Genomic DNA, 25,787 nt, shown 5'->3' with positions numbered 1-25,787 from the left:
CGGTGCGGGTCAGATGATGGAGCGGACGACGCCGCCGTCCACGCGCAGCGCGGCGCCGTTGGTGGCCGAGGCTTGCGTGGAGCAGGCGTAGACGACCATGTTGGCCACTTCCTCGACGGTGGCCAGGCGGCGCAGCAGTGAAGTCGGGCGGTGCTGGGCGATGAAGTCGCGCTCCATCTGCTCCTGCGTGACGCCTTGTTCCTTGGCCATTTCGGCGAAGAAGTCCGCGACGCCTTCCGATCGGGTGGGGCCGGGCAGCACGGCGTTGACCGTGACGCCGGTGCCGGCGGTCAGCTCCGCCAGGCCGCGCGAGACGCCCAGTAGGGCCGTCTTGCTGACGCCGTAGTGGATCATCTCGGCGGGAATCTGCACGGCGGATTCGCTGGAGATGAACACGATTCGGCCCCAGTTGGCGGCCGTCATGCGCGGCAGGTAGTAGCGCGACAGGCGGATGCCGCTCATGACGTTGGTGTCCATCATGGTCTGCCAGTCGTCGTCCGTGATTTCCGTGAAGGATTTGGGTGCGAAAAACCCGGCGTTGTTGACCAGGATGTCCACGTCGGGGTGAGCGGCGCATATGGAGGCCGCGCCGTCCGCGGTGGCCACGTCGGCCTGCACGGTGCTGACCTGGGCGCCGGGGACTTTCTGCGTGACCTGCGCCGCGGCCTGGGCCAGTTTGGCGGCGCTGCGGCCATGCAGCACGACCTGGGCGCCAGCCTCGGCCAGACCCAGCGCGATCGCCAGTCCGATGCCGCCGGAGGACCCGGTGACGAGCGCTTTCTTTCCGTTGAGGTCGATTTTCATGCGATGACTCCATGCGTGTCGGGGGAATGGCTGCATGATTACCTAGTCCGGAGCGATGAAAAACGGGCTAGCATCGCAGTCAGTTTCAATAATTTTTTGAAAATGAGGCGGGAATGGTCCGATTCGAGGACTTAAGGATCTTCGTCGCGGCAGCGGATCACGGCGGCTTTTCGGCCGCCGCCCGGGAACTGGACCTGACGCCGGCGGTGGCCAGCGCCGCGCTCAAGCGCCTGGAGCTGACGCTGGAGGCGCGGCTGTTCGTGCGGTCTACGCGCAGCCTGCGCCTGACCAGCGACGGCGAGCGCTATCTGGAGTATGCGCGCTCTGCGCTCGCCACGCTGGAAGCCGGCAAGAACGCGATGGCGCGCGACAAGACGGATATCTCCGGCACCTTGTCCGTGTCCATCCCGTCGGACCTGGGCCGGCACGTGCTGCTGCCCTGGATGGATGAATTCCAGCAGCAGCATCCGCGCGTCAGCTTCCAGCTGCGCATCAGCGACCGGCTGGCGGACCTGTACCGCCAGCCCGTCGACATCGCGGTGCGCTATGGCACGCCGAACGATTCGGGACTGGTGGCCCTGCCACTGGCCGAGCACAACCGGCGCGTGGTCTGCGCCTCGCCCGCCTACCTGGCGCGCCATGGCGTGCCGCAGGCGCCCGCCGACCTGCGCCGCCACAACTGCCTGTCCTTCGTGCTGGGCGAAACGCTGCACGACCGCTGGACGTTCGAGCGCGACGGCGCCACCCTGACCGTGCCGGTCAAGGGCGACCGCGTGGGCGACGACGGCGACCTGGTGCGCCGCTGGGCGCTGGCGGGCCACGGCGTGGCCTACAAGTCCCGCTACGACGTGCTGCGCGACCTGCGGGCGGGCCGCCTGGTCGAATTGCTGGCGGGCTACACCAGCGAGCCTTCGCCGCTATACCTGCTGTGCGTCCATCGCATGCTGCTGTCCCCGGCGGTGCGGCGCTTGCGCGAGTTCCTGCAAGAGCGCTTCAAGAGCTTCGAGGCCGGCTAGCGGCCCGCGGGTCTGCGCCGCCCGCGCGCGTACGCCCGTCAGTGCGCGGCCTGATGGCGTCCGCCCGCCGCCCGCTTGTTCGCCGCCCGCGTCTTCGCAGCCTTCTTGGCCGCGGCCGATCGTCCGGCGGCGCCCTTGGTGGCCGCGGCCTTGCGCGCGGCGGCCGAGCGGTCCGCGGCCGTGCGTTTGCCGGCGGTCTTGGCGGCGTTGCGGGACAGCGCGGCGCGAGACACCGGCTTGGCGCTTTCCTTCTTCAGTGCCTTGGTCGTGGCTTTGGCGCGCGTGGCCGACTTTGCGTGGCCGTCATGGGCGGCCTGGCTGTCCTGCTCGGCCCGGCGCTTGGTGGCGGCGCTGGCCTTCTTGGGGGCGTCCAGCTTGACGCCGGCGCGGCGGGCCTTGGACAGGCCGATCGCGATCGCCTGCTTGGTGGACCGCACGCCGTGCTTGCCTTCGCGCACATGGTCTATTTCCTCGCGTACGAATTCTCCGGCCTGCGTGGACGCGGACTTGCCTTGGCGCTTGTCGCGCGCGGCGCGCTCCAGGGTTTTTCGTTCAGGCATGGCGACCTCCTTTGCTTTGCGTTGCAAAAGCGGATTCCATCGCAACGAGACCGCGCGACGGAACTCGTAACACCACTCTAGCGCCGCGGGGGTATCCTGTGTGTTCGAATGGATTGCCGGTCGTAAGCGCCGGAACAAGGTCAGCGCGCCGACGATTCACGACTCACCCCCTTAGCGGAGACGAGCTATGTCGAACCATGTCTACAAGCAAATCGAATTGGTGGGCTCTTCCAACAAGTCCACCGACGACGCAATCTCCCAAGCCATCGCCCGCGCGTCCGAGACGCTGCGCAACCTGGATTGGTTCGAGGTCACCGAGGTGCGCGGCCACATCAAGGACGGCAAGGTGGCGCACTGGCAGGTCGGGCTGAAGATCGGCATGCGGCTGGAAGGGAACGAGTAGCTTGCGCGAGACTGGTCCTTTCTTGATCAGCGCTTCCAAGTGACTGTCGGATAAGGGTTTTATCGACTTGTTGTCCGACTGTTCAGAGGCTTGTCCACATTCCATGGGGACAAGCCTGTCTCCTTATCCCCAATGCTCCGGCGGACAGGCGGGCGGCGCGGCGCGGGCGCGCGGATGAGCGTTTCTTGCCCGCTACCTCCAAGTCCTTGGCCCATAACGGTTTTTGAAGACTACCCGCAGGCTGTCCTCAGGCTTATCCACATTTGGCGGGGACAACCCGGACCCCGCCGAACGGCGTTTGGGCCTTTCTTGACCACCCCTTGCAGGGCGTTGATATGACAGGGGATTTTCGACCTGCCCTCATACTGTCCTCATGCTTTTCCACAGAACGCGGGGACAAATCCACACGGCACGAGGCCGAGTCGCATCGGATGGGCAATCGGGCCGGGTTCAGGTGGATAACTCCGCCAAAACTCATCCAAAAGCATGATTGCGCATTTTTTGACCACCCATTGCAAGTGCTTGGCGGGACAGGGGATTTTGACTCTACCCCAAAGCTGTCCTCACCTTTCTCCACAGTTCGAGGGGATAAGTCCGCGGCGCGCCGCCCGGCGCCGCGGATAAAAAAAGCCCCCCGACGCATCGGGGGGCTTGATCGCCCGGAGGTAGAGCGGGCGATCGGCGCCGGCTGGGGCTGGGCCCCAGCCGGCGTCGGCGGCAATCAGGCATTCAGTTTCTTGATCCAGTCCACGTAGCGGTCGATCCAGCCTTGCAGGAATTTGCGCGTGCCTTCGTTGGTGATCTTGTACTCGTCGTCGACCAGGCCTTCCGAGTACTGCAGGAATACTTCCGGCGTGGTCAGCGCATTGGCGCCCTCGGCGGCCAGGATGTTGCGCAGGTGCTGCTGCATCATCGCCGTGCCGGCGGCGCTGGGCGAGGCCCCGACGATGCCCACGGCCTTGCCGGCCCACGAGTTCTGGCCCCACGGGCGCGAGCCCCAGTCGATGGCGTTCTTGATGGCGGCCGGCAGCGAGCGGTTGTGCTCGGGCGAGACGAACAGGATGCCTTGCGCGTCGGCGATCTGCTGCTTGAGCTTGGCGGCCGGCGCGGGCAGGTTGTTCTCGTTGTCCTGGTTGTAGAGCGGGATGTCGCCCAGGCTCACATACTCGAACTTGAAGTCGGCGGGAACCAGCTTTTCAAGCGCACGGGCCAATCGCAAATTGATCGAGGCGGCGCGCAGGCTTCCGACGAAAACCGCAATCTTGTATGTGCTCATGGGCGTGTGCTCCAACTGGGAAAGGAACGGTCAGTGTAGACCCGGACCGTGGCGTGCTCAATGCCGATTGCGCATATTGTTATGCGGTCAACGGCGCACAGTGTGGCCCTTCGTGGTGACAGGCTCATGTCATCAGGCTGACGTGGGCGGACACCACGCGCCAGCCTTCGGGCGTGCGCATCCAGGTCTGGCTCTGGCGTCCGATGCGCTCGCTGCCGTCGCGCTGGAACTCCAGGTTGGCGGTGGCGAAGTCCGCGCCGTAGGTGGTGATGGCGGTGCGCAATACGCGGCGCGCCAGGCCCTGCGGCGAACGACCCGCGCGGAATTCGCGGATGGCGTCGTAGCCGTAGAGGTTTTCGCTGGCGCCGTACCGCAGCGTGTGGGGGCTGTTCCAGAACAGGATGTCCAGCACGTCGACGTCGTTCTCGACCAGCGCCGTCTCGTAGCGTTCGACGGCGGCCGTCACTTCGGCCACCACGTCCGGCAGGTTGATGTCCATATGTCTTCTCCGAGAGGCACCAAGGCGGTGCGTTGGGTAGGGGTAATCACCAACATGGTGTGTGCTGCGGTGCAAAAATTTCCCGGGCCTGGCGCGATGGGCCGCTCGCCTGGGGGAATACTGCGCTGCAAGGCTGGCACGCGGTTTGCTAGGGTTAACACTGCATAACAAGCTGCACGCTGCCCCAGGAGTTCCGCCATGTCCAGTTCCGCTGTTTCCGCGCCGGTCACCATGCTGGTGACCCGGCACATCGCGCCCGAACGCTATAGCGATTTTCTCTCCTGGATGCGCCAGGGCGAAATCCTGGCGGCGGGCTTCCCGGGCTTTCTCGGATCGGGCGTGCTGCAGCCGCCCGAGGGCGGGGACCAGTACCAGATCGTGCTGCGCTTTACCGACGAGGCCAGCCTGAACCGCTGGGAGAAATCGCTGCCGCGCCGCATGTGGCTGGAACGCGGGGCCAGCCTGGTGCGCGCCAGCCACGCGCATCGCGTGAGCGGCACGGAGGGCTGGTTCGCGCCCAAGCGCAGCGCGCCGCCGCGCTGGAAGCAGGCCGTGAGCATCTGGCTGGCCTACTTTCCGGTGCTGCTGGTGTTCTCTATCCTGGTCAGCGAGCACTTGAGCATCCTGCCGGTGTTCTGGCGCGTCCTGATCACCAGCGTGATCCTGACGCCCATCATGGTGTTTGTCTGCATTCCCGTCATCACGCGGGTGCTGCACCGCTGGCTGCGCGCGGGCTGAGGGGCGGGGCCGCCGTCACGCGGCCTTGGCCCTGCGGGTGGAATACAGCCGGTGCAGCGTGATCTTGCGCACGGCGGCCTGGCTCTCCCGGATATGAGCCTGCAGCAGTCCGGCCGCCAGCGCGCCGTCGCCGGCGAGCACGGCGTTCAGGATGGCGCCATGCTCCTCATAGGTCTTGCCGATGCGGTTCGGCTGCGTGAAATCCAGCCGGCGCACGATGCGGATCCGTTCCGTGGCCGCGCGATGCACGCGCGCGATCTCTGGGTTGCCCGCCGCGGCGACCAGTTCGACATGGAAGCGTTCGTCCAGGTCGGCCAACCATTCGCAATCCCGCGACCGCTTGCTTTCGTCCACCAGCCACACCTCGGCCAACGGCCGCAGCGCGCGCAGCGGGTCGGGCATCTGGCCGGGCGCGCACAGCGCATGCACGGCGGCTGCTTCCAGCACGCTGCGCAGTTCATAGAAATGATCGAGCGTGTTGAAGTCCAGCGGCTTGACCAGCCAGCCGTTGCGCTGCCGCACTTCCAGATAGCCCTCGCGTTCCAGGCGGAACAGCGCCTCGCGCACCGGCGTGCGGCTGACCTGCAATCGGTCGGCGATTTCGGTTTCCGTGAAGCGGTCGCCCGGCGCCAGGCGGAAATCCAGGATGTCGCGCTTGAGCGAGCTGTACGCGGTGTCGGCCAGCGTGCGCGGCATATCGAGGGCAGCGAAAGCGGTTTCCATGTCGTGGCCTTTTGGCGTTGCGGTTCAAAGCGGGCGGGAACGCGCCGCGCCGGCCTGCTCCAGCGCATGCGCGGCGCGCAGGCAATCGGCTTCGCGCCAGGGCGCGCCGATCAACTGCACGCCCAGCGGCAGATGGCCGTCCTGTTCCAGTCCGGGCCAGGTCGGCGCCGTGCATACCGGCAGGCCGATGGCGGATATCGGTTGCGTGAGTAGTCCCATGCTGGCGCGCGCCGGCAGTTCCTTGCCGGCCAGCGTGAGCCAGTCGGCGCCTATCGGGGTGGCGCAGACGGGCGTGGCGGGGGCGATCAGCACGTCGTACTGGTCGAACAAGGCCAGGGCCTCCAGGTAGACGCGATGGCGGATACGCTGCGCCTGCTGCACCCACGCCGCGGGCACCAGGCTGCCGGCCACGAGGCGGTCGCGCGAATGCGGTTCGTAGTAGTCGTAGTGCGTAACGAGCTTGCGGCGATGCAGCGCGCCGCCTTCGGCCGCGGTGATGATGAAGGCGGCGGCGCGGGCCTGGGCGGCGCCAGGCAGGTCGACGATGGCGGCGGCGTCCAGGGCGCGCGCGGCGATCTCCACGGCGCGGCGGGCTTGCGGACCGGCCCATTCCGAGAAGTAGCCGCCCAGCACCGCCACGCGCAAGGCGCCGCCTTCGGCCAGCGTGGGCAGCACGGGAGCGGCCGGGCGCTGCGCGCAGGCGACGTCGTCCGGGTCCGGGCCTTGCAGGGCGTCGTAGGCGGCGGCCAGGTCGCCGGCGCTGGCCGCGAAGGGGCCCAGGTGATCCAGGCTGCCGACGAAGGGGAAGGACCCCGCGCGCGACAGCCGGCCAAAGGTGGGCTTCAAGCCGAACACCCCGCACAGCGAGGCCGGCACGCGGATCGATCCGTTGGTGTCCGAGCCCAGCGTCAGCGGCACCAGTCCGCCGGCCACGGCGGCGGCGCTGCCGCCCGAGGAGCCGCCCGCGATGCGGGTGGGGTCGTGCGGATTGCGGCAGGCGCCGTAGTGCGTGTTCTCGGTGGTAAAGCCGTAGGCGTGCTCGTCCATGTTCAGCGCGCCGACGAGCACCGCGCCGGCTTGGCGCATGCGTTCGACCAGGGCCGCGTCGCGCCGGGCGGGCGGGTTGGAGGCGTTGACGCGTCCGCCCGCCAGCGTGACCTGATCGGCGATGTCGAACAGGTTCTTCACGGCGTAGGGCACGCCGGCCAGCGGCGGCAGCGCTTCGCCGCGGGCGCGGCGCGCGTCGATCGCCGCCGCTTCCTGGCGCGCCCGGTTTTCGGTGACGGCGGTAAAGCAGTTGTAGCGGGGGTCGCGTTCGCGCAGGCGGGCCAGGGTGGCGTCCAGCACCGCCGCGGCGCTGCGTTCGCCGTTGCGGACCTGGCGCGCGATGTCTTGGGCCGGGCCGCTCACGGGCGGAACACCGAGGCGGATTCCAGTTCCACGGGCAGCGGTTCGTCCACAAAGCCCGCCGCGATGTCGTGGATGCGCGAGAACTGCCGCACGACTTCCGCCGTGGTGGACTCGCGCAGGGCGTATCCCGACAGCGCCAGCGCGCTGCGCACGTATTGATCGATGGTTTCCTGGGTCATGGCGGACGCTCCTGAATGGATTACTTGCGCACTTCGCGCTGGAAGATTTCCAGGCTCAGTTTCTTCATCTGGATGAAGCCGGGCTCGGACAGCGTTTCCACCGTGCGGGGGCGGGCGTCGCCGTAGTCCAGGATCTGCGCGACCCGGGTGGGCCGCTTGGTCAGCAGCAGCACCTGGTCGGCCAGGTACACGGCTTCTTCCAGGTCATGCGAGACCAGCAGCATGGTGGTGCCGGTCTGCATGAAGACCTCTTGCAGCTTTTCGCGGATGAAGAGCGTCATCTCGAAATCCAGCGCGGAGAACGGCTCGTCCAGGAACAGCACCTCGGGCCCGGGGGCCAGCGCGCGCATGATGGACGCCGTCTGCTGCTGCCCGCCGGACAGCTCGTAGGGGTAGCGCTTCAGGTCGAACTTGACGTCGAAGGACGCCACCAGCTCGTCGACCCGCGCGTCCACCTCGGCCTTCCCGCGGCCTTCCAGGCGCAGCGGGTAGGCGATGTTGTCGATGGTGCGCAGCCACGGGAACATGGCTTCGCGGTAGTTCTGGAAGACGTAGCCGATCTTGGTCTGCGCCAGCGATTTGCCGTCGAACAGGATCTCGCCCGAATCGATGGGGATCAGGCCGGCGATCATGTTGATCAGCGTGGACTTGCCGCAGCCGTTGGGCCCGAACACCGAAACGATCTTGCCCTTGGGGATGTCCAGGTTGAAGTCTTCGTACAGCGGCCAGCCGGCGAAGTACTTGGTCAGCCCGCGGATCGTGATGTGCGTGCCCAGCGGGCCGGGCTCGAACGGGGCGGTGGCGGGGCCGGGCGCGATGATGGGATTGATGACGGTGGACATTTATCGGCCGCTCCAATGGACCACGCGCTTTTCCAGCACGAGAAAAAGAATGTTCAGCACATAGCCCAGCGCGCCGGCTGCCAGGATGGCGGCGTACATCTCGCGCACGTTCAGCACCTGCTGCGCGTTGATGATGCGGTTGCCCAGCCCGCTGTCGGAGCCGATGAACATCTCGGCCACGATCACGATGACCAGCGCCATCGACACGCCGCTGCGCAGGCCCACGAAGGTGGGCTGCATGCTTTCCCAGATCAGCACGTCCTTGAAGATCTGCCAGCGCGAGGCGCCCATGACGCGCGCCGCCATCACGCGCTGCTTGCGGGCATTGATCACGCCATACGCGCTGTTGAACAGGATCACCAGCACCGCCGCGAAGGCGGCGATGGCGATCTTGTTCATGTCGGTCACGCCGAAGATCATCAGGAACAGCGGGATCAGCGCGGAAGAGGGCGTGGACCGGAAGAAGTCGACCAGGAACTCGACGCTGCGGTAGGCCTTTTCGTTGCTGCCCAGCAGCACGCCCAGCGGCACGCCGATCACGCCCGCGATCAGGAAGGCCTGCAGGGTGCGGTTCAGCGACGACAGGAAGTCGCCCAGCAGCGGCCCGCCCGCCATGCCCTTGACCAGGGCCAAGATGGTGGCGCTGGGCGTGGGCAGCAGCACGGGGCTGACGAGGTTCAGGCGCACCACCAGGTCCCACACTACGAACAGGGCCAGCGGCCCGATCAGGGGCAGGAGGCGCGAGGCGCCGAACTTGCGCGGCGGCTTGGAAACGGGGGCGCCGCTTGCCGTGGTTGCGCTCATGGCTCAGCCCTTGTAGAGCATGGCCGACACATCGACCTTCTGCGCGAAGATGCCCTTTTCGGTGAAGAGGTCGAAGAACTTCTGGAAGTACTGGATATCGCTGGGCGTGAACTCGTTGTGCAGCGTGTAGGCGGCCAGGGGCACTTCCTCGGTCATCGGCCCTTCGATGGCGGTGTAGCCCTTCATGAAGGGGCGCGCCTCTTCGGGCTTGGCGCGGATGAGTTCGATGCCGCGCGCGTACGCGGCGATGAATTTCTTGCTTTCCTCGGGATGCTTTTTCAGGAAGGCGGTCGTCAGCGACGCCGAGCCGCCGAACCACGGCGCCATGGGGTCGCCCAGGACGTACTTGGCGATGACGCCGGTTTCCAGCACGCGGGTGGTGCCGTTCAGGCGGCCCACCGTGCCCGTGGGCTCCAGCGTGTAGCAAGCATCCAACTGGCCGGCGGCAACCGCGGCGACGTGCTGGCTGATCGCCAGCTCGACCACGGTTGCCCCGGTTGCGCCGGCGCGCTCCAGTACTGCTTTGGCCAGCGTGGAGTTCTGGATGCCGGGTCCAGATCCGACCTTTTTCCCCTTGAGGTCTGCTATGGATTTGATGGGACTGTCTTTCGCGACGATGAACTCGTCCAGCACGTTCTTGGCGTTGCTGGGATTGGACGCAAAAATCTTGAACAGGCCGGGCGAGGCGATTTCGCCGATGGCCAGGTTGGCCGAGCCCGTGCCGTTGGCGCTGCCGTCGGCGCGGCCGGCCAGCATGGCTTCCATGACCTGCTGGGCGCCCGCGAACTTCAGCGGCTCGACGTTCAGGCCGGCTTCCTTGAAATAGCCTTTTTCGATCGCCGCATAGAAGGGCAGGCCGGCCGCGACCGGCCAGAAGCCGATGCGGATGACGGGGCCCGATTGCGCGCGCGCCAGGGCCGGCGCGGCCAGCGTCGCGGCGCCCAGCGCGGCTCCCTGGATCAGCCGGCGGCGGGTGGCGTTGAAGGCGTAGGGCGCATTGCGGTTGATCATGTGAGGCTCCTGGGCTGCGAAAGGCGGGGCGCTTGTGGACAAGCTTGCATACCAGTCATCAAGCAAGACCCGTGCCAGCTTGTGCGCGACGCTCCTTCCCCTATGGGCGCGGCCCTTCCCGGCCTCAGCCTGGTGCCGCGCATGAACCACTTTGGTGCACGGCGCACCATTCAAGGGGACATAACCCCGCGGATGCCGCGCCCGGCGGGATGGCGGTAGCATGTCGGCGATGAACACGCGCTTTGTTGAAGCTTTTCTGTGGTCGGCCCGCCTGGGCAGTTTCCGGGCGGCCAGCGACCGCTTGCACATCACCCAGGCGGCGGTGGCGAACCGCATCGCCTCGCTGGAAGAGGACATCGGCGCCCGCCTGTTCGAGCGCGACGCCAAGGAGCTGCGGCTGACCTCCGTCGGCACCCGGCTGCTGGACTACGGCGAACGCTTGCTGGAGATCCGCCAGCAGATCCTGTCGCTAGGCAAGCGCGGCGACGAGGTGTTCGGCCTGGTGCGCATCGGCGCCATCGAAACCGTCGTGCATACCTGGCTGATCGGCTTCCTGACGAACCTGCGGTCCACCTATCCGGGCATCGAGGTGCAGCTGACCTCCGAGACCACGCGCGCGCTGCACCGGGGCTTGCGCGAAGGGACGCTGGACATCGCCTTGCAGACGGACCTGCTGAACGACGCCGGCATCATCAGCACGGCCTGCCTGCCCATGGAGATGGGGTGGGTGGGCCCCGCGGGCGACGAGGAAGCGCTGACGGCGCAACAGCTGCTCAGCGAGCCGGTGCTGACCATGAGCCCGGGATCGCAGCCGCATGAAGCGCTCAAGGCGCTGTACCGGGAGGTCGGCATGCCGCAGGGCAAGGTGCACTGCGTCAGTTCGATCTCCGCGCTGGCGCGGCTGGTGCGCAGCGGGTTTGGCCGCGCGCTGGTGCCGCTGCCGCCCGTCTACGAATACGTGGCGCGCGGCGAAGTGCAGGTGATCCGCAGCGACATGCCGGTGCCGCCCCAGCTGCTGGTGGTGAGCTATCTGGAAAGCACGGGGTCGGACGCCATCAGGCTGGTGGCCGAACTGGCCAGCCGCGCCTCGGATCAGTTCACGGCGTCCGTGGCGGCGCCGCGTTTCGGTTCCGTGCAATAGTGTTATCCCTAGGTCGGCATTCAGTAATTCTGTTGCTGCAAGGAAGAATTACTCGTTTGTCCGCGCCCCGCCCGACGGCTGAAGATTGGACCTTCCGCAAACCAGGGAATGTCCTCGCTTCCGCTTATGAGCCCGCACCACGAATCCACTCTTGCGCCCAATGGCCTGCTGTTCGTCGCCTCTGACGTAGACGCCGCCGACGAGGCCGATTTCAACCGCTGGTACGACCGCGAACACGTCGAGGAGCGCGTGCGCATCCCTGGCTTCCTGTCGGGCGCGCGCTACCTGTCCAAGGAGGGCGGCCGCAAGTACCTGGGCCTGTACCGCACCCAATCGCTGGCCGCCTTCGCCACGCCCGACTACCGCGCGGCCTTCGAGCGCCAGACGCCGTGGTCCGTGGCCAACCTGGACCGCATGCGCGATCCGATGCGCCGGGTGTGCGCCGTCGAGGCCGTGACCGGCTTCGGCAGCGGCAGCCAGCTCGTGGTCCTGCCGCTGACGGCGGCGACTGAAGCCACGGCCGCCGACGCCGCGGCCCTGATCGCCCGGGCGCGCAAGCTGGGCGCCGAACTGGCCGAGGCGGACGGCTTCGTCCAGTCCTATCTGCTGGTGCCCGATGCCGCGCTCAGCACGCCGCTGCCGCGCGAATCCACCGAAAACCGGGTGCTGGCCCCCTTGTTCGTCGTGGAGGCCAGCACGGCGCCCGCCGCGCTCGCGCTGCGCGAGCTTGCGGCCGGTGCCTTCAACGCCCGCCCGTCCGAAGCCTGGCTGCTGGAGCTGGGCTGGAAACTGGCCGCGTCGGACCTGCGCTGAGCAGCTGGCGGCATCACTCATTACCTACAGGGGAATTCCATGGCTGAAGAAACGTTGTACGACGGCGCGGCCGTCAAGACCGCGGCGGCGCCGGACAAGATGCGGCGGCTGGCCTTGGCCAGCTCGGTCGGCACCACGCTGGAGTGGTACGACTTCACGATCTACAACCTGATGGCGGCGCTGGTTTTCAACGCCATCTTCTTTCCGTCCTTCGATCCGCTCACGGGCACCATCCTGGCGTTCTCGACCTATGCCGTGGGGTACATCTCGCGGCCGCTGGGCGGCTTCGTATTCGGCCATCTGGGCGACCGGATGGGGCGCAAGTTCGTCCTGGTCGCGACGCTCGTCATCATGGGGATTTCGACGGGGCTGATGGGCCTGCTGCCCACCTATGCGTCCTGGGGCGTGTGGGCGCCGGTGGCGCTGGTGGCCTTGCGCTTCGTGCAGGGCGTGGCCCTGGGCGGCGAATGGGCGGGCGCGGTGCTGCTGTCGATGGAGCACGGCAAGCCGGACCAGCGCGGGCGCAATGCGTCGTTCACGCAGGTGGGCCCGTCCTGCGGCACGCTGATCGGCACCGGCTTCATCGCCCTGGTGTCCGCCTTCCTCAGCCCGGAAGACTTCCAGGCCTGGGGCTGGCGCTTGCCGTTCGTCTCCAGCGTGGCGCTGGTGCTGTTCGGGCTGTGGCTGCGCCGCGGCGTCGAGGAAACGCCCGTGTTCCTGGAAATGGAGAAAAAGCGCGAAACCGCCAGCACGCCCATCAAGGAAGTGCTGGGCCAGCACTGGCGGCAACTGCTGGTCGCCGGCGGTTCCCGCATCGGCTCGGACGTGCTGTACGCGCTGGTGGTCGTGTTCACGCTGACGTATGTGACGACGGTGCTGCACCTGTCGCGGCCCATGGCGCTCACCGCCACCATGCTGGGCGCCGCGCTGAATGCGATCGCCGTGCCGCTGTGCGGGCATCTGTCGGACAAGATAGGGCGGCGTCCGGTGTATCTGGCCGGCGCGGTCCTGGGCATGATCTGGGCGTTCGTGTTCTTCGTGCTGATGGATACCGCGCATCCCATCGCCATCTGCGCGGCGGTCGTGGTGGGGCTGCTGATCCACGCGCTGATGTACGGCCCGCAGGCAGCCTTTGTCACCGAGCAGTTCCCGGGTCGCGTGCGCTACGCCGGTTCGTCCCTGGCCTACACGCTGGCCGGCATCGTCGGCGGCGGGTTCGCGCCGCTGATCATCGCCAGCCTGTTCAAGTCCTGGGAGTCGACCTTTGCGATTTCCCTGTACGTGGCGGCGGCGCTGGCGGTGACCGCCGTGGCCGTGCTGGCCGCCCGCGAGACGGCCAAGTCCCCGCTGCAGCGGTAAAGCGGCAAGGCCGTAATGCGCAGGCCCGCCGCCGCCGCGGCGGGCCTGCGTTCAGTTGGCCTCTGGAGCGAACTTCTTCACCAGCACCGCCCACTTGTCGTGTTCGCGCTTGATGAAGGCGGCGAATTGCGCGGGCGTGCCGCCGACCGGCTCGGCGCCCTCGCGCAGCATCTGTTCATTGAGCGCCGGCAGGGTGGCGTTGACTTCGCGGTTGACGATGTCCACCACCTGCTGCGGCGTGCCCTTGGGCGCGAAGAACCCGAACCACGAGCCCGCATCGAAGCCGGGATAGCCCGATTCGGCGATGGTGGGCAATTCGGGCAGGGTCGCCGACCGCTGCGAGGTGCTGACCGCCAGGGCGCGCAGCTTGCCGGAACGGATGTGCCCGATCACCGACGGAATGGTGGCGAACATGAAGTCGATGCGACCGGCCAGCAGGTCGTTGACGGCGTCCGCGCCCTTGTACGGCACGTGCGTGGCGTTCACGTTCAGCTCGTCCATCAGCATGTAGCTCGACAGGTGCGAGGAGGTGCCCACCCCGGTGGAGCTGTAGTTGAGCTGGCGGGCGGTCTTCACATACTTCAGGAAGCCCTGGATGTCCTTGGCGGGCGAGGAGGGCGGCACCACCAGCACATTGGGCACGGTGGCGATCTGCACCATCGGCACCAGATCGGTCAGCGGGCTATAGGGCAGCTTGTTGAGCGACGGGTTGACGGCGATGGGGCCGACCGAGTTGACGATCAGCGTGTGGCCGTCCGGCGCGGAGCGCACCACGAATTCGGTGCCGATGTTGCCGCCGGCGCCGGGCTTGTTTTCAACGACGAAGGGCTGGCCGAGCTTCTGCGTCAGGGTGTTGGTGACGCTGCGCGTGAGGGTGTCGGTGGTGCCGCCGGGCGAGAACGCCACGATGACCTTCACCGGCCGGTCGGGATAGTCCGCAGCGCTGGCCGGGGCGGTACAGGCGCCAGCCAGCGCTGCGAAAGCGAGCAAGGCTCGGGCAGTATTCATGATGTCTCCTCGCGTGGGTGTTGTCGTGTCGTTGTTGGCGCCGTGCCGCCACGCCGGCCGGCGCCTGGAAAAGCAAAAGGCTCAGTCGCGGTATCCCGGATCAAGCCGGTCGAGCTTGCGCAGCAGGGCGGGCCACTCCATCACGCCATAGGGGCGCCGCGTGCCGGGCTGGTAGTTGTTCCAGGTTTCTTCAAGCACCGGCCGCGCCACGGCTTGCAGCGCCGCGCCCGTGGCCATGGCCGCGAGCTGGGAGCGGCAGGCCAGTTCCAGCCGGTGCATCCAGTTGAATGCCTCGCCCACGGTGCGGCCCACGGTCAGCGCGCCGTGGTTGCGCAGGATCAGCGCTTCGCCCTGGCCCAGGTCCTGCAGCAGCGATGCCTGTTCGTCCGTGCCCAGCACCACGCCCTGGTAGTCGTGATAGCCGATCTTCAGGAAGCGCATGGCGGTCTGGGTCAGGGGCAGCAGCCCGCATTCCAGCGACGAGACGGCCATCGACGCCCAGCTGTGCGTATGGATGACGCAGTCCACGTCATGGCGGTGGGCGTGCACCGCGCTGTGGATCACGTAGCCCGCCTTGTTGATGCCGTAGTCCAGGTCGCCGAAATCGGGCTTGGCGAGGATGGTGCCGTCCAGGTCGACCTTGATCAGGCTGGAGGCGGTGATTTCCTCGTACATCATCCCGTAGGGGTTGATGAGGAAGGCGTTGTCTTCGCCGGGCACGCGCGCCGAGATGTGGTTGGCCATCATGTCGGCCATGCCGTAGATCTCGACCAGCCGGTAGCAGGCGGCCAGGTCCACGCGGGCCTGCCATTCCTGTTCGGAACATTGCGGCCGCATGGAGGAAATGCCCAGCTGCCCCGGGCGTCGGGAGTGTGTAGTCATCGGATTTCGTGAAGGTCAGTCGCCGCCGCACCACGCGGTGGCGTCCATCACGGTCAATCTATCCGTCTGGTTCGCGGCCGCCTAGGCATGGCGGGGACATGGGGGCATCACGAATCCAGAAGGGTGGCCCCGGGCCAGCCGCCGTGGCGCACCAAGGCGCGCATGACGTCCAGCAGCACCACGCGCGCGGCCAGGGCGGCGGGCGACAGCTCATCGTCGCTGATGCAGTAGATCTGGTTGCGCCGGAACAGGTAGGGGTCGTCGATGGGGTGCATGCTCAGCAGCCCGGACTCCACGCGGGCCACGGCGGCGCCGGGCTGGATGGTGGCGATGGGGTTGGCCTGCACCAGATCCATCAGCGTGGTCAGGCCGTCCACCTCGACGCCGATCCAGGGCTCGATGCCGGCGCGCTCGAAGGCCGCCTCGACCCATGCGCGCAGCCCGTGCGCCTTGCTGGTGACCGCCAGCGGCAATCCGGCCAACTGCTCCACGCGGGCGGGCTCGCCGTCGGCCAGGGCGATCATGCCGCGCGGCGCCAGCAGGAACAGCCTTTCGTCCAGCACCGGTATCACGCTGCGGCCCTGCGCGCTGTCGTTCTGGAACAGCACGGCCAGGTCCAGGCGCCGGGCATTGAGCAGTTCGCCCAGGTTGCCGGAAAGCCCCTCGACCAGATGCAGGCGCACGTTCGGATAGCGTTCGGTCATGGCGGCGTAGAAGGGGCGGGCCAGCATCGAGGCGGTGGTGGGGGCGAACCCCACGCTCACCATGCCCGCCATGCGGGCCTCGCGCGCGGCCGCCACGGCGTTCTCCGCGTGCCGCAGCGTCAATTGCGCCTGGCGCAGGAAGGCGGTTCCGGCCGGGGTGGGCACGACGCCCGTGGGACTGCGCGTCAGCAGCCGGGTCGCCAGCTCGCTTTCCAGCCGGCTGATCTGCTGGCTTAGCGCCGAGGCGACCACGCCCAGTTCGCGCGCCGCGCGGCCGATGCTGCCCAGTTCGGCGACGCGGACGAAATAGCGGAGTTGGCGGAGTTCCATGGGGCGGCGCGAGAGTCGAAAAAAAAAGGGCGGGATGGCCGGTGCAGCCTCGCCGCAGCATACTTTCCTATTCAAAAAATTGTCAGCTATCTGAATTCCGCCTGAATCCCAAACGAAAATTGTTTACACTCGCATCCACAAAATTTCAAGTCGGAACGGACCGCCGCGGGGGCGGGCCCCGTTCGCATTACGGGAGAAAGTCGATGCGCAAGTTGCTATTGGGTGCGGTGCTGGCCGCCGCGGTGTTCGGCGGAACGGCGCACGCCGCGGCCGAACCGAAGGCGGTGGTCGCCACCTATTCGGACCTGGCGCTGGCCGGCTACGAAGATTCGCTGACCTCGGCCAAGAAGCTGCGCGACGCCATCAACGCCCTGATCGCCAAGCCCAGCGCCGAAACGCTGAAGGCCGCGCGCGAGGCGTGGCTCGTGGCGCGCGTGCCCTATCAGCAGACCGAGGCCTACCGCTTCGGCAATCCCATCGTCGACGACTGGGAAGGCCGCGTGAACGCCTGGCCGCTGGATGAAGGCCTGATCGACTACGTCGACGCCTCCTACGGCACGGAGAACGACGAAAACGCCTACTACGCCGTCAACGTCATCGCCAACTCCAAGATATCGGTGGGCGGCAAGACTGTCGACGTCAGCAAGATCACCCCCGAGCTGCTGTCCGAAGTGCTGCACGAGGCCGATGGCAACGAAGCCAACGTGGCCACGGGCTACCACGCCATCGAATTCCTGCTGTGGGGCCAGGACCTGAACGGCTCCGGCCCCGCGCCCGCGGACCGCAAGGGCACGCCGCAGGAGCGCCATTCCGGCAACCGTCCCTACACGGACTTCGATCCCAAGCAATGCACCGGCGGCCATTGCGAACGCCGCATTGAATTCCTGAAGGCCGTGACGGACCTGCTGGTGACTGATCTGGAAGAAATGGTGGGCAACTGGAAGAAAGACGGCGCCGCGCGCAAGGCGGTCGAGGAAGATCCCAAGGCGGGCCTGATCGCCATGCTGACCGGGCTGGGCAGCCTGTCGTACGGCGAACTGGCGGGCGAGCGCATGAAGCTGGGCCTGATGCTGCACGACCCCGAGGAAGAGCACGACTGCTTCTCGGACAACACGCACAACTCGCACTACTACGACCAGATCGGCATCCGCAACGTCTACCTGGGCTCCTACACGCGCATCGACGGCAAGCAGGTCTCGGGCGCGAGCCTGTCGGAACTGGTCAAGGCCAAGGACGCCAAGCTGGACGCCGAAGTGCGCGCCAAGCTGGACGCCACCGTCGCCGCCATGCAGGCCATGAAGACGCGCGCCGAGACGGTCGAGACCTACGACCAGATGATCGCGGACGGCAACAAGGAAGGCAACGCCGTGGTGCAGGCCGCCATCGACCGCCTGGTCGACCAGACGCGCAGCCTGGAGCGCGTGATCACGCTGCTGGAATTGGGCAAGGTTGCCATCGAAGGTTCCGACAGCCTGGATAAACCCGACGCCGTATTCAAGTGAAACTCGTATTAGCCGCCATACTGGCGGCGTCGGCCCACGCCGGCGCCGCCGCCGCACCCGCAGCGCCCGGCGGGCGTGACGACCTCACGCCCGAAGATCAAAAGCGCGTCACCGCCATCACGGCGCCCACCCGCGACTTCTCCAAGGTGGAAACCTTCGAGACCATGCAGGCAGGCGCCGCCACGACCAACAAGCTCATCAACGCCGACATCTTTTCCCAGCCGTCGGCCAACATGAGCTTCGAGGGGCGCCAGGAGTTCCAGGTCGGCAACGGCCTGTTCCGCAAGGACTGGGTCTCCGCGCCCGCGTCCACGCAGGCGTCCGACGGCCTGGGGCCGCTGTTCAACGCGCGCTCCTGCCAGGCCTGTCATACCAAGGACGGACGCGGCACGGTGCCCGGGTTCGATCCCCTCGAACGCACGGACGCCGTGGCGCTGCTGCTGCGCCTGGCCGTGCCGGCCGGCCCCGACCGGGGGCACCCCAAGCTTGCCGCCAAGGACATCGCGGCCTTGCCCGAACCCGTCTACGGCGTGCAGCTGCAGAACTTCGCGGTGGCCGGCCTGCCCGCCGAAGGCCGCATGGAGATCGAATACGAGCCGGTCCCGGTGGCGCTGAACGGGGGCGAAACGGCCACCTTGATGAAGCCCACCTACCGCATCGAGAACCTGGGCTACGGCCCGATGCGCGCCGACACGCAGATTTCTCCGCGCCTGGCGCCGCCCATGATCGGGCTCGGCCTCCTGGAATCCATCCACGAGGCCGACATCCTGGCCAACGTGGGGGCGGACAAGCGCGACGGCATCGTCGGCAAGGCCAACTGGGTCACCGATGCGCGCACCGGCGCGCGCGTGCTGGGCCGCTTCAACCTGAAGGCCGGGCAGCCCACGGTGGAGCAGCAGAGCGCCGCCGCCTTCTCCAATGACATGGGGCTGTCCACGCCCTTGTTCCCCAAGCATTCCGGCGACTGCACCCCCGCGCAGAAGCAATGCCTGGACATGCCGCACGGCGCCCAGCCACGCTTTGGCCCCGAGGAAGTGCCGGCCAAGCTGATGGACTTCGTCACCATCTATTCCACCAATCTGGCCGTGCCGCTGCGGCGCGACGCCGACGACGCGCGCGTGCTGGCCGGCAAGAAGCTGTTCTACGAAGCCAATTGCGTCGCCTGCCACGTGCCCAAGTACGTGACGAGCCGCAACGCCAAGCAGCCCGAGCATCGTTTCCAGCTCATCTGGCCCTACACCGACATGCTGGTGCACGACATGGGCGACGATCTGGCCGACGGCGTGACCGACGGCGAGGCCAATGGCCGCGAATGGCGCACGCCGCCGCTGTGGGGCATCGGCCTGACCAAGACCGTGAACCCCAACGCCACCTGGCTGCATGACGGACGCGCCCGCAGCCTGCTGGAAGCCGTGCTGTGGCACGGCGGCGCGGCCCAGCCGGCGCGCGACCGCGTCGTGGCGATGACGCCCGAAGAGCGCGCCGACCTGATCCGCTTCCTGGAGTCCCTGTGATGGCCCGACAAGCCAAGCGTGTGTTCAAACAAGCCGCGGCCGCGGCGCTGCTGCTGGCGGCGCCGCTGGCCGCGTGGGCCGAACTGCCCGCCGACCTGGGCGAGCGCCTGGCGCGCGACTACGCCCGGCCCGCCGTGGCGACGATGACGGACGCCGCGACGGCGCTCGACAAGGAGCTGGGCGGCTGGTGCGCCAAACCCGATCCGGCGGGCGCGGCCCGCGTCGGCGAGGCGTTCACGACGCTGGCGCTGGCCTGGTCCGGCGTGGAAATCCTGCGCTTCGGGCCGCTGGTGCAGGCCAACCGCTTCGAACGCCTGGCGTTCTGGCCCGATACCCGCGGCGTCATGCCCAAGCAGGTGCAGGCGCTGATCGCGGCCAAGGACGAGGACCTGCTCAAGCCCGGCGCGCTGGCCGGGCGCAGCGTGGCGGTGCAGGGGCTGCCCGCCCTGGAATATGTGCTGTATGGCGAACCGGCCCTGCTCAAGCAGACCGGCGCCCCGGCGTTCGCCTACGCTTGCGGCTACGCCCGCGCGCTGGCGGCCAACGTCGCGGGGATCTCGCGCGACGTGGGCGCAGCCTGGAGCGCGAAGGGCGAGTTCGGCCGGCAATTCGCCAGGCCGCAGGCGGGCAACGACCTCTATCGCGATCCGCAGGAAGTGGCGGCCGAGGCCATGAAGGCGCTGTCCACCGGATTGCAGTTCGCCCGCGACGTGAAGATCCTCCCCGTGCTGGGCGACACGCCCGAAGCGGCGCGGCCCAAGCGGGCGGCGTTCTGGCGCAGCAACCTGTCCACGCGGCTGCTGGCGGCCAACCTGGATGGCCTGAAGGCCTTCTACCAGGCGGGCGGCTATCCTTTGCCCGCGGGTGGCGAATGGATCGACGTGTCCGTGCGCGGCGAGCTGGCCAGCGCCGCGCAAACGCTGCAAGCCGTGCCGGTTCCGCTGGATAAGGCGCTGGCGGACGAAGAAGGGCGCCGCCTGCTGCTCCTGGCGTCTCTGACCATCAAGAACGCCAAGGCCATCGTCGACCAGGACCTGGCGCCCGCGCTGGGCGTCACCATCGGATTCAATGCGCTCGATGGCGATTGACCGGCGCCGCTTCCTGTCGCTGGCGGCCGCCTTGGGACTGTCGCCCGGCGCGGCGCGGGCGGTCCTGCCCGCCGACGGCGGGCTGCTGTACCTGAGCGCGCGCAAGCGCGGCGGGCGCGACGAGGCGGTGCTGCTGGACGAGGCCGGCCGCGACCGGCTGGCGATCCCCATGCCCGCGCGGGGCCACAGCTTTGCGATCGACCCCGCCGGCCAGCGCGCCGTCGTGTTTGGCCGCCAGCCGGGTTTCTTCGCCCTGGGGTTTTCGTTGCGCGGCGGCGAGCCCGTGGCGCTGCCCATGCACGAAGAGCGCCATTTCTTCGGGCATGGGGCGTACGTGGACGGCGGCCGCCTGCTGGCCGCCACCGAGAATGATTTCGAGGCGGGGCGGGGCGTGCTGGGGCTGTACGACGCCACGCCCGGCGGCGGGTATCGGCGCGTCGGCGAATTCGACACCGGCGGCATCGGCCCGCACGAGGTCGTGCTGATGCCCGACGGCAAGACGCTGTGCGTGGCCAACGGCGGCATCCTCACGCACCCGGACTACGGCAAGCTGGAACTGAACCTGGACACGATGCGGCCGTCCCTGGCCTATATCGACGCGGCCAGCGGCCAGCTGCTGGAAAAGGTGGAGCTCGCGCCCGAGCTGCATCGCCTGTCGATCCGCCACCTGGCGCTGGCGGCCGACGGCTGCGCCTGGTTTGGCTGCCAGTACATGGGGCCGGCCGCCGACCGTCCGGCGCTGGTGGGCCGGCACCGGCGCGGCGCGGCGCTGGAACTGTTCGAAGGACCGCCCGAGACGCTGCGCAACATGCGCAACTATGTGGGCTCGGTGACGGTCGACGCGGCGGGCGGCATCGTCGCAACCTCCAGCCCCGTGGGCGGGCAGGTGATCTACTGGGATACGGCGAGCGGACGCTGCCTGGGCGTTACCCAGCTTGCCGACGGCTGCGGCGTGGCGCCTGCTCCGCAGGCGGGCTTCCTGGTGAGCAGCGGCCTGGGGGCCATGCTGCGCACGGATGCCGCAGGGCTGGAAAAACCGGTGCTGCCGCCGTCGCGCGAACTGTCCTGGGACAATCATTTCCGCGTCGTCGCGTCCTAGCGCCGCGTCCTTACAAAGCCTGACACAACGGGGCCGCGATGCGGCCCTGTGCACATTGCGCATCTGATACAGTTTTCGGTCGCTTTTTTTTGCAGGAGGTTCCATGGAAGAAGCCGTAAAAGAATTTAATGTCTGGGCTCCCAGGCTGATGGATATGGGCGTCAATCTGCTCGTTGCGCTGCTGATCCTGGTCATCGGCTGGTGGGTGTCGTCCCTGCTGGGCAACTGGGTCCGCCGGGCCGCGACGCGCTCCAGCAAGGTCGATCCCACCATCGTGCCCATGTTCTACAGCACCGTGGTCTGGTCGGTGCGGATCTTCACGGTGATCGCCGTGCTGGCGCGCTTCGGGGTGCAGACCGCCAGCCTGATCGCCGTCCTGGGCGCCGCCGGCCTGGCGGTCGGCCTGGCCTTGCAGGGCACGCTGCAGAACATCGCGGCGGGCATCATGCTGCTGATGCTGCGTCCCATCCGCGCGGGCGAATACGTGGCGCTGAGCACCGGGGCGGACGGCACGGTCGAAGAGGTCGGCCTGTTCCTCACGCGCCTGATCCAGGGGGACGGCATCCATCTGACGCTGCCCAACAGCACCGTCTGGAACGCCACCATCACCAACTACAGCCGCAACAAGACGCGCCGCCTGGATATTCCGGTGCCGGTGCGCTATGGCGACGACCTGGATGTGGTCGTGGCCAAGCTGCAGGAAATCGTGGATTCGCGGCCCGATGCGCTGAAGGATCCGGCGCCGCAGGTGAAGGTGTTCGAATACAAGGAAAACGGCGTCATCGTGAACGTGCGCGTGTGGGCCGAAGCCAGCAATTATTGGGACCTTCGCTGGGGCCTGTACCAGCAGATCCGCGGCAGCCTGGAAGAGGCGGGCTTCCAGCCGCCGATCCCGCTGCGCGAGATCCAGAACCCCAAGGCAGGGGCGGCCGCGACCTGAGCGCGGGCCTTCGCGGGCATGAAAAGGGCGCCCCGCGGGGCGCCCTTTTTTCCTCTGCCGCGGCGGGCGCTCAGGCCTGCACGGACAGGCGGGCCAATTCGGCCTTGATCCAGCCGGCGATCTCGCGCTGGCGCTGCGCCGGCATGCGGTCGATGATGGCCGTGACGCTGACGGCCAGCAGCGGCGCGCCTTGCGCGTCCAGCAGCGCGCAGCCCACGCCGAGCGCGCCGCGCACCGCATGGTTGCCCACCACCGAGTACCCGCGGGCTCGGGTGTTTTCGATCAGGCGGTACATTTCCTGCGGCGTCATGCCGCCGTATTCGTCCAGCCTGCCGGAGTTGCGTTCGACGATGCCGCGGGCCAGGTCGTCGGGCAGGGCGGCAAGAAGCGCCATGCCGCCCGATCCCACGCCCAGCGGCTGCCGCTTGCCGGCGTAGGTGGCCAGTATCTGCACGGGGTAGCTGCCGATCTCCCGGTGCAGGCTGATCGAGTCGTCTTCTTCGCGCACCACCAGGAACACGGCGTCGCCGGTCCGGTCGGCCAGGCGGCGCAACACGGGCAGCAGCTGGCGCACGCGCGGATCGCGCGAACGCGTGTCCGGGTCCACCGCAAGCTGGGCGCGGTACTTCTTGGTGCCCGTCACCGGCAGCACCAGCCCGGCGTCGAGCAGGGCGGCCAGCAGGCGATAGATAGTGGGGCGCTGTATGCCCGTCAGGCGGGCAATATCGGTCACGCTCAGGCCGTCGGGTCCCTGGTCGCGCAGGGCGGCCAGGACGGCCAGTCCGCGCCGCAATGTGCGTGGGCCTGCGGCCGCGGCATCGCTGTCTTGCATGCAAATCTCTGAGAACTATGGGGTTATCACGGAACGGTCAAGGGAAAACCATTGTCCGTAGCGTGGACTCTACCTTGATGTAATCCGTGTGTATAGCTCAAAATGCAGCATCCAATAATTCGAATCGTCCATCTAATGGACAGTACCTGCACGGAGACACTATGACTACAGGTCAAAAGCCTGGCCTGCGGCGCCTCGCCGCCACCCTTCTGGCCACCGCCGCAAGCGCATTTGCCATGGGTTCCGCCCATGCCGCCTATCCCGACAAGCCCGTCCGCATCGTGGTCGGTTTTTCCGCCGGCGGCACCACCGACGTGATCGCCCGCATCATGGCCAAGGAGCTTACCGAGACCCTGGGCCAATCGTTCGTGGTCGAGAACAAGCCCGGCGCCGGCAGCAACATCGCCACCGACCAGGTCCTGCGCGCCGCGCCTGACGGCTACACGCTGCTGTTCGTGGCCGTGACCAGCGCCATCAACCAGACGCTGTACAAGAACGTCACGTTCGACCTGACCAAGGACTTCGCGCCCGTGGCCCTGGGCGCCAAGGTGCCCAACATCCTGGTCGTGAACCCGCAAGTGCCCGTGAAGTCGGTGCAAGAGCTGGTCGACTACGCCAAGAAGAACCCCGGCAAGCTGGCGTTCGCCTCGTCCGGCAGCGGCACGTCCATCCACATGGCGGGCGAGCTGTTCAAGATGAAGGCGGGCATCGACGTGCTGCACGTGCCCTACAAGGGCAGCGCCCCGGCCATGACCGACCTGATCGGCGGCCAGGTGCAGTTCATGTTCGACAACATGCCGTCGGCCTGGCCGCACGCCCAGTCGGGCAAGCTGCACGCCCTGGCCGTGACGACCAGCGAACGCTCCAAGAGCGCTCCGGACCTGCCCACGATGAAGGAATCGGGCTTCACCGATTTCGACGTCTCGTCATGGTTCGGCCTGCTCGCGCCGGCCGGCACCCCGCCGGAAGTGGTGAACAAGCTGAACGCCGCCATGCAGCAAGCGCTGGACAAGGCCTCCGTGCAGACCAGCTTCGAAAAGCTGGGCGCCGTGGGCGTGAAGACCACGCCGGCGGAATTCGGCCAGTTCATCAAGTCCGAAGTCGAAGGCTGGGCCCCGGTGGTCAAGGCCTCGGGCGCCAAGGTGGATTGATCTTCGGTTCCCCGGCGGCATGCCGCCGGGACATCGATGCGCGAGGGACGGGCGATGCCCGTCCCTTTTTTTTGCCGCCGGCATGGAGCGCAGGTGTCTGACACCCTTGAAGCGGCGCAGGTGTCTGACGCCCTTGAAGCGCCCGTCCACGCGCGGGTGTCAGACACCGGGGTCGGGTGCACTTTTTTTTCGCCGCAGGCATGAAGCGCAGGTGTCTGACACCCTTGAAGCGCTCGTTCAGGCTGAAGTCCGTCCCGCACGGGTGTCAGACACCGGGGACTGGTGTCTGACACCGGGGCGCGCCGGCGCTAGTCTTTCCGCCTTGTCTTGGCGAGCATCGCCGTGCAGACGCCGCGCATCATGTCGACCTCGTCGCGGGTCAGGGACAGCCGCGAGTACAAGTGCCGCATGCGCGGCATCAGCTTCTTGGGGTGGGCCGGATCCAGGAACTGCACGCCGATCAGCGCTTCTTCCCAGTGCGCAAGGAAAGCCTGGACCGCTTCGCTGGACGCCGGCTCCGCGCCGCGCGAGGGCTCCTGGGCGGTCGAGGCGGGCAACAGGGCGGCGCCCTGGTCCACCAGCAGCGCGTAGCGCAGCTCCCAGGCGGCCAATTGCAGCGCCTGGGCGACGTTCAGCGAGCTGTACTCGGGGTTGGCAGGGATGTGGCAAATACGATGGCACAGCGCGATCTGGGCGTTCGTAAGCCCTGCGCGCTCGGTGCCCAGCACCACGGCGGCCACGCCCTCGGCGGTTTCGGCCAGATGGGAGCAGGCCAGATCGGCCGCCTGGCGGATATCGCAGGGCGGAGGGCCCAGGTCGCGCACGCGGGCGGTCAGGGCGAAGGCCAGGGTGACGGGGGCCAGCGCCTCTTCGAGCGAACCGTAGATCCGGGCGTTTTCCAGCACGTCCAGGGCGCCGCTGGCCAGCGCCACGGCCTCCGGCTGGCTGGTTACATCCGGGAACTTGGGCTCCACCAGGACCAGCTCGGAGAAGCCCATCGTCTTGATCGCGCGGGCCGCCGAACCGACGTTTCCGGGGTGGCTGGGGTTCACCATTACGAAGCGAACACGTGAAAATGCTTGAGTCATTTAAAATGGCACGTTTGGCTTAGTGCCTTCCTGGTTTTTTGGGTCGATTTCCCCGGTTGGGGCAACGGCGG

27 protein-coding genes are annotated in these 25,787 nt (G+C 67.6%); 12 read left to right on the top strand and 15 right to left on the bottom strand.

Going from position 1 to position 25,787, the window contains the following annotated elements; translation table 11 throughout:
• Positions 1 to 9 precede the first annotated feature (9 nt).
• Positions 10 to 804 carry an SDR family NAD(P)-dependent oxidoreductase gene (locus ACFWP0_RS14110; protein WP_377842901.1) on the bottom strand — a complete coding sequence of 265 codons (795 nt, stop codon included), beginning with the start codon at positions 802 to 804 and terminating at the stop codon, positions 10 to 12.
• Positions 805 to 917: 113 nt separating this feature from the next.
• Here ACFWP0_RS14110 and ACFWP0_RS14105 point away from each other — a divergent pair, with 113 nt between their 5' ends.
• Entirely contained in the window at positions 918 to 1,820 is a 903-nt protein-coding gene (locus tag ACFWP0_RS14105; protein ID WP_377842899.1) for a LysR family transcriptional regulator, read from the top strand.
• Positions 1,821 to 1,858: 38 nt separating this feature from the next.
• On the opposite strand, the gene ACFWP0_RS14100 is transcribed toward ACFWP0_RS14105, so the two are convergent.
• The gene (locus ACFWP0_RS14100) at positions 1,859 to 2,380 is read right to left on the bottom strand and encodes a DUF6496 domain-containing protein (protein ID WP_377842897.1); all 522 of its coding nucleotides are present in this window, start codon (positions 2,378 to 2,380) and stop codon (positions 1,859 to 1,861) included.
• A gap of 187 nt (positions 2,381 to 2,567) precedes the next feature.
• Here ACFWP0_RS14100 and ACFWP0_RS14095 point away from each other — a divergent pair, with 187 nt between their 5' ends.
• Positions 2,568 to 2,783, top strand: a complete 216-nt coding sequence (locus ACFWP0_RS14095) for a dodecin (RefSeq protein ID WP_377842895.1) — start codon at positions 2,568 to 2,570, stop codon at positions 2,781 to 2,783.
• A 721-nt stretch (positions 2,784 to 3,504) separates the two neighbouring features.
• Here the strand turns inward: ACFWP0_RS14095 and ACFWP0_RS14090 are convergent.
• Both ACFWP0_RS14090 and hpxZ read right to left on the bottom strand, forming a co-directional pair.
• Positions 3,505 to 4,059, bottom strand: coding sequence for an NADPH-dependent FMN reductase (locus tag ACFWP0_RS14090; protein WP_377842894.1), 555 nt, complete (start codon positions 4,057 to 4,059; stop codon positions 3,505 to 3,507).
• A gap of 124 nt (positions 4,060 to 4,183) precedes the next feature.
• Positions 4,184 to 4,558 (bottom strand): oxalurate catabolism protein HpxZ, encoded by a 375-nt coding sequence (hpxZ, locus tag ACFWP0_RS14085; protein ID WP_377842892.1) that lies wholly within the window; start codon positions 4,556 to 4,558, stop codon positions 4,184 to 4,186.
• 198 nt (positions 4,559 to 4,756) lie between these two features.
• Here hpxZ and ACFWP0_RS14080 point away from each other — a divergent pair, with 198 nt between their 5' ends.
• The gene (locus tag ACFWP0_RS14080) at positions 4,757 to 5,296 is read left to right on the top strand and encodes an antibiotic biosynthesis monooxygenase (protein ID WP_377842890.1); all 540 of its coding nucleotides are present in this window, start codon (positions 4,757 to 4,759) and stop codon (positions 5,294 to 5,296) included.
• A gap of 15 nt (positions 5,297 to 5,311) precedes the next feature.
• Here the strand turns inward: ACFWP0_RS14080 and ACFWP0_RS14075 are convergent, their stop codons facing one another.
• The 6 genes from ACFWP0_RS14075 to ACFWP0_RS14050 are packed head-to-tail and all read right to left on the bottom strand — an operon-like array spanning position 5,312 to position 10,265.
• Entirely contained in the window at positions 5,312 to 6,019 is a 708-nt protein-coding gene (locus ACFWP0_RS14075) for a GntR family transcriptional regulator (protein WP_377842888.1), read from the bottom strand.
• Positions 6,020 to 6,043: 24 nt separating this feature from the next.
• Entirely contained in the window at positions 6,044 to 7,429 is a 1,386-nt protein-coding gene (locus tag ACFWP0_RS14070) for an AtzE family amidohydrolase (RefSeq protein WP_377842886.1), read from the bottom strand.
• Complete coding sequence (locus ACFWP0_RS14065) at positions 7,426 to 7,608, bottom strand: DUF4089 domain-containing protein (RefSeq protein WP_377842885.1); 183 nt, start codon at positions 7,606 to 7,608, stop codon at positions 7,426 to 7,428. The genes ACFWP0_RS14070 and ACFWP0_RS14065 overlap by 4 nt, the downstream gene beginning before the upstream one ends.
• Before the next feature lie 20 nt (positions 7,609 to 7,628).
• Positions 7,629 to 8,450, bottom strand: a complete 822-nt coding sequence (locus tag ACFWP0_RS14060) for an ABC transporter ATP-binding protein (protein WP_377842883.1) — start codon at positions 8,448 to 8,450, stop codon at positions 7,629 to 7,631.
• On the bottom strand, positions 8,451 to 9,254 hold the full coding sequence (locus ACFWP0_RS14055) for an ABC transporter permease (RefSeq protein WP_377842882.1): 804 nt from the start codon (positions 9,252 to 9,254) through the stop codon (positions 8,451 to 8,453).
• A gap of 3 nt (positions 9,255 to 9,257) precedes the next feature.
• Positions 9,258 to 10,265 (bottom strand): ABC transporter substrate-binding protein, encoded by a 1,008-nt coding sequence (locus ACFWP0_RS14050; protein WP_377842880.1) that lies wholly within the window; start codon positions 10,263 to 10,265, stop codon positions 9,258 to 9,260.
• A gap of 229 nt (positions 10,266 to 10,494) precedes the next feature.
• Between ACFWP0_RS14050 and ACFWP0_RS14045 the strand changes: the two genes are divergently transcribed.
• The 3 genes from ACFWP0_RS14045 (at position 10,495) to ACFWP0_RS14035 (ending at position 13,578) form a co-directional block, all read left to right on the top strand.
• A complete protein-coding gene (locus ACFWP0_RS14045) occupies positions 10,495 to 11,406 on the top strand; it encodes a LysR family transcriptional regulator (RefSeq protein ID WP_377843378.1) in 912 nt (303 codons plus the stop codon).
• A gap of 126 nt (positions 11,407 to 11,532) precedes the next feature.
• On the top strand, positions 11,533 to 12,219 hold the full coding sequence (locus ACFWP0_RS14040) for a hypothetical protein (protein ID WP_377842877.1): 687 nt from the start codon (positions 11,533 to 11,535) through the stop codon (positions 12,217 to 12,219).
• Positions 12,220 to 12,258: 39 nt separating this feature from the next.
• Positions 12,259 to 13,578: an MFS transporter gene (locus ACFWP0_RS14035; protein ID WP_377842875.1), complete on the top strand. Its 1,320-nt coding sequence runs from the start codon at positions 12,259 to 12,261 to the stop codon at positions 13,576 to 13,578.
• A 51-nt stretch (positions 13,579 to 13,629) separates the two neighbouring features.
• Here the strand turns inward: ACFWP0_RS14035 and ACFWP0_RS14030 are convergent, their stop codons facing one another.
• The 3 genes from ACFWP0_RS14030 to ACFWP0_RS14020 form a co-directional block, all read right to left on the bottom strand.
• Positions 13,630 to 14,586: a Bug family tripartite tricarboxylate transporter substrate binding protein gene (locus ACFWP0_RS14030; protein ID WP_377842874.1), complete on the bottom strand. Its 957-nt coding sequence runs from the start codon at positions 14,584 to 14,586 to the stop codon at positions 13,630 to 13,632.
• An 81-nt stretch (positions 14,587 to 14,667) separates the two neighbouring features.
• A complete protein-coding gene (locus ACFWP0_RS14025; RefSeq protein WP_377842872.1) occupies positions 14,668 to 15,468 on the bottom strand; it encodes a class II aldolase/adducin family protein in 801 nt (266 codons plus the stop codon).
• Positions 15,469 to 15,575: 107 nt separating this feature from the next.
• On the bottom strand, positions 15,576 to 16,502 hold the full coding sequence (locus ACFWP0_RS14020; protein WP_377842870.1) for a LysR family transcriptional regulator: 927 nt from the start codon (positions 16,500 to 16,502) through the stop codon (positions 15,576 to 15,578).
• 203 nt (positions 16,503 to 16,705) lie between these two features.
• On the opposite strand from ACFWP0_RS14020, the gene ACFWP0_RS14015 reads away from it, so the two are divergent.
• From ACFWP0_RS14015 to ACFWP0_RS13995, 5 genes are all read left to right on the top strand, one after another.
• Complete coding sequence (locus ACFWP0_RS14015) at positions 16,706 to 18,004, top strand: imelysin family protein (protein WP_377842868.1); 1,299 nt, start codon at positions 16,706 to 16,708, stop codon at positions 18,002 to 18,004.
• Positions 18,001 to 19,518: a di-heme oxidoredictase family protein gene (locus ACFWP0_RS14010; RefSeq protein WP_377842866.1), complete on the top strand. Its 1,518-nt coding sequence runs from the start codon at positions 18,001 to 18,003 to the stop codon at positions 19,516 to 19,518. Before ACFWP0_RS14015 ends, ACFWP0_RS14010 begins: the two co-directional genes overlap by 4 nt.
• Positions 19,518 to 20,606: an imelysin family protein gene (locus ACFWP0_RS14005; protein ID WP_377843377.1), complete on the top strand. Its 1,089-nt coding sequence runs from the start codon at positions 19,518 to 19,520 to the stop codon at positions 20,604 to 20,606. Before ACFWP0_RS14010 ends, ACFWP0_RS14005 begins: the two co-directional genes overlap by 1 nt.
• Complete coding sequence (locus tag ACFWP0_RS14000) at positions 20,596 to 21,705, top strand: DUF1513 domain-containing protein (RefSeq protein ID WP_377842864.1); 1,110 nt, start codon at positions 20,596 to 20,598, stop codon at positions 21,703 to 21,705. The genes ACFWP0_RS14005 and ACFWP0_RS14000 overlap by 11 nt, the downstream gene beginning before the upstream one ends.
• A 103-nt stretch (positions 21,706 to 21,808) precedes the next feature.
• The gene (locus tag ACFWP0_RS13995; RefSeq protein ID WP_377842863.1) at positions 21,809 to 22,645 is read left to right on the top strand and encodes a mechanosensitive ion channel family protein; all 837 of its coding nucleotides are present in this window, start codon (positions 21,809 to 21,811) and stop codon (positions 22,643 to 22,645) included.
• Positions 22,646 to 22,715: 70 nt separating this feature from the next.
• On the opposite strand, the gene ACFWP0_RS13990 is transcribed toward ACFWP0_RS13995, so the two are convergent.
• Positions 22,716 to 23,477 (bottom strand): IclR family transcriptional regulator, encoded by a 762-nt coding sequence (locus ACFWP0_RS13990; RefSeq protein WP_377842861.1) that lies wholly within the window; start codon positions 23,475 to 23,477, stop codon positions 22,716 to 22,718.
• Positions 23,478 to 23,638: 161 nt separating this feature from the next.
• On the opposite strand from ACFWP0_RS13990, the gene ACFWP0_RS13985 reads away from it, so the two are divergent.
• Positions 23,639 to 24,628 (top strand): Bug family tripartite tricarboxylate transporter substrate binding protein, encoded by a 990-nt coding sequence (locus ACFWP0_RS13985; protein ID WP_377842858.1) that lies wholly within the window; start codon positions 23,639 to 23,641, stop codon positions 24,626 to 24,628.
• 308 nt (positions 24,629 to 24,936) lie between these two features.
• Here the strand turns inward: ACFWP0_RS13985 and ACFWP0_RS13980 are convergent, their stop codons facing one another.
• Positions 24,937 to 25,716 (bottom strand): RNA methyltransferase, encoded by a 780-nt coding sequence (locus tag ACFWP0_RS13980; RefSeq protein ID WP_377842855.1) that lies wholly within the window; start codon positions 25,714 to 25,716, stop codon positions 24,937 to 24,939.
• Positions 25,717 to 25,787: the final 71 nt, after the last annotated feature.

Source organism: Achromobacter sp. NPDC058515 (genome assembly GCF_042721735.1).
Classification (GTDB): Bacteria; Pseudomonadota; Gammaproteobacteria; order Burkholderiales; family Burkholderiaceae_B; genus Achromobacter.
The sequence above is the reverse complement of the archived record's forward strand: the minus strand, read 5'-3'. Positions and strand labels throughout refer to the sequence as shown.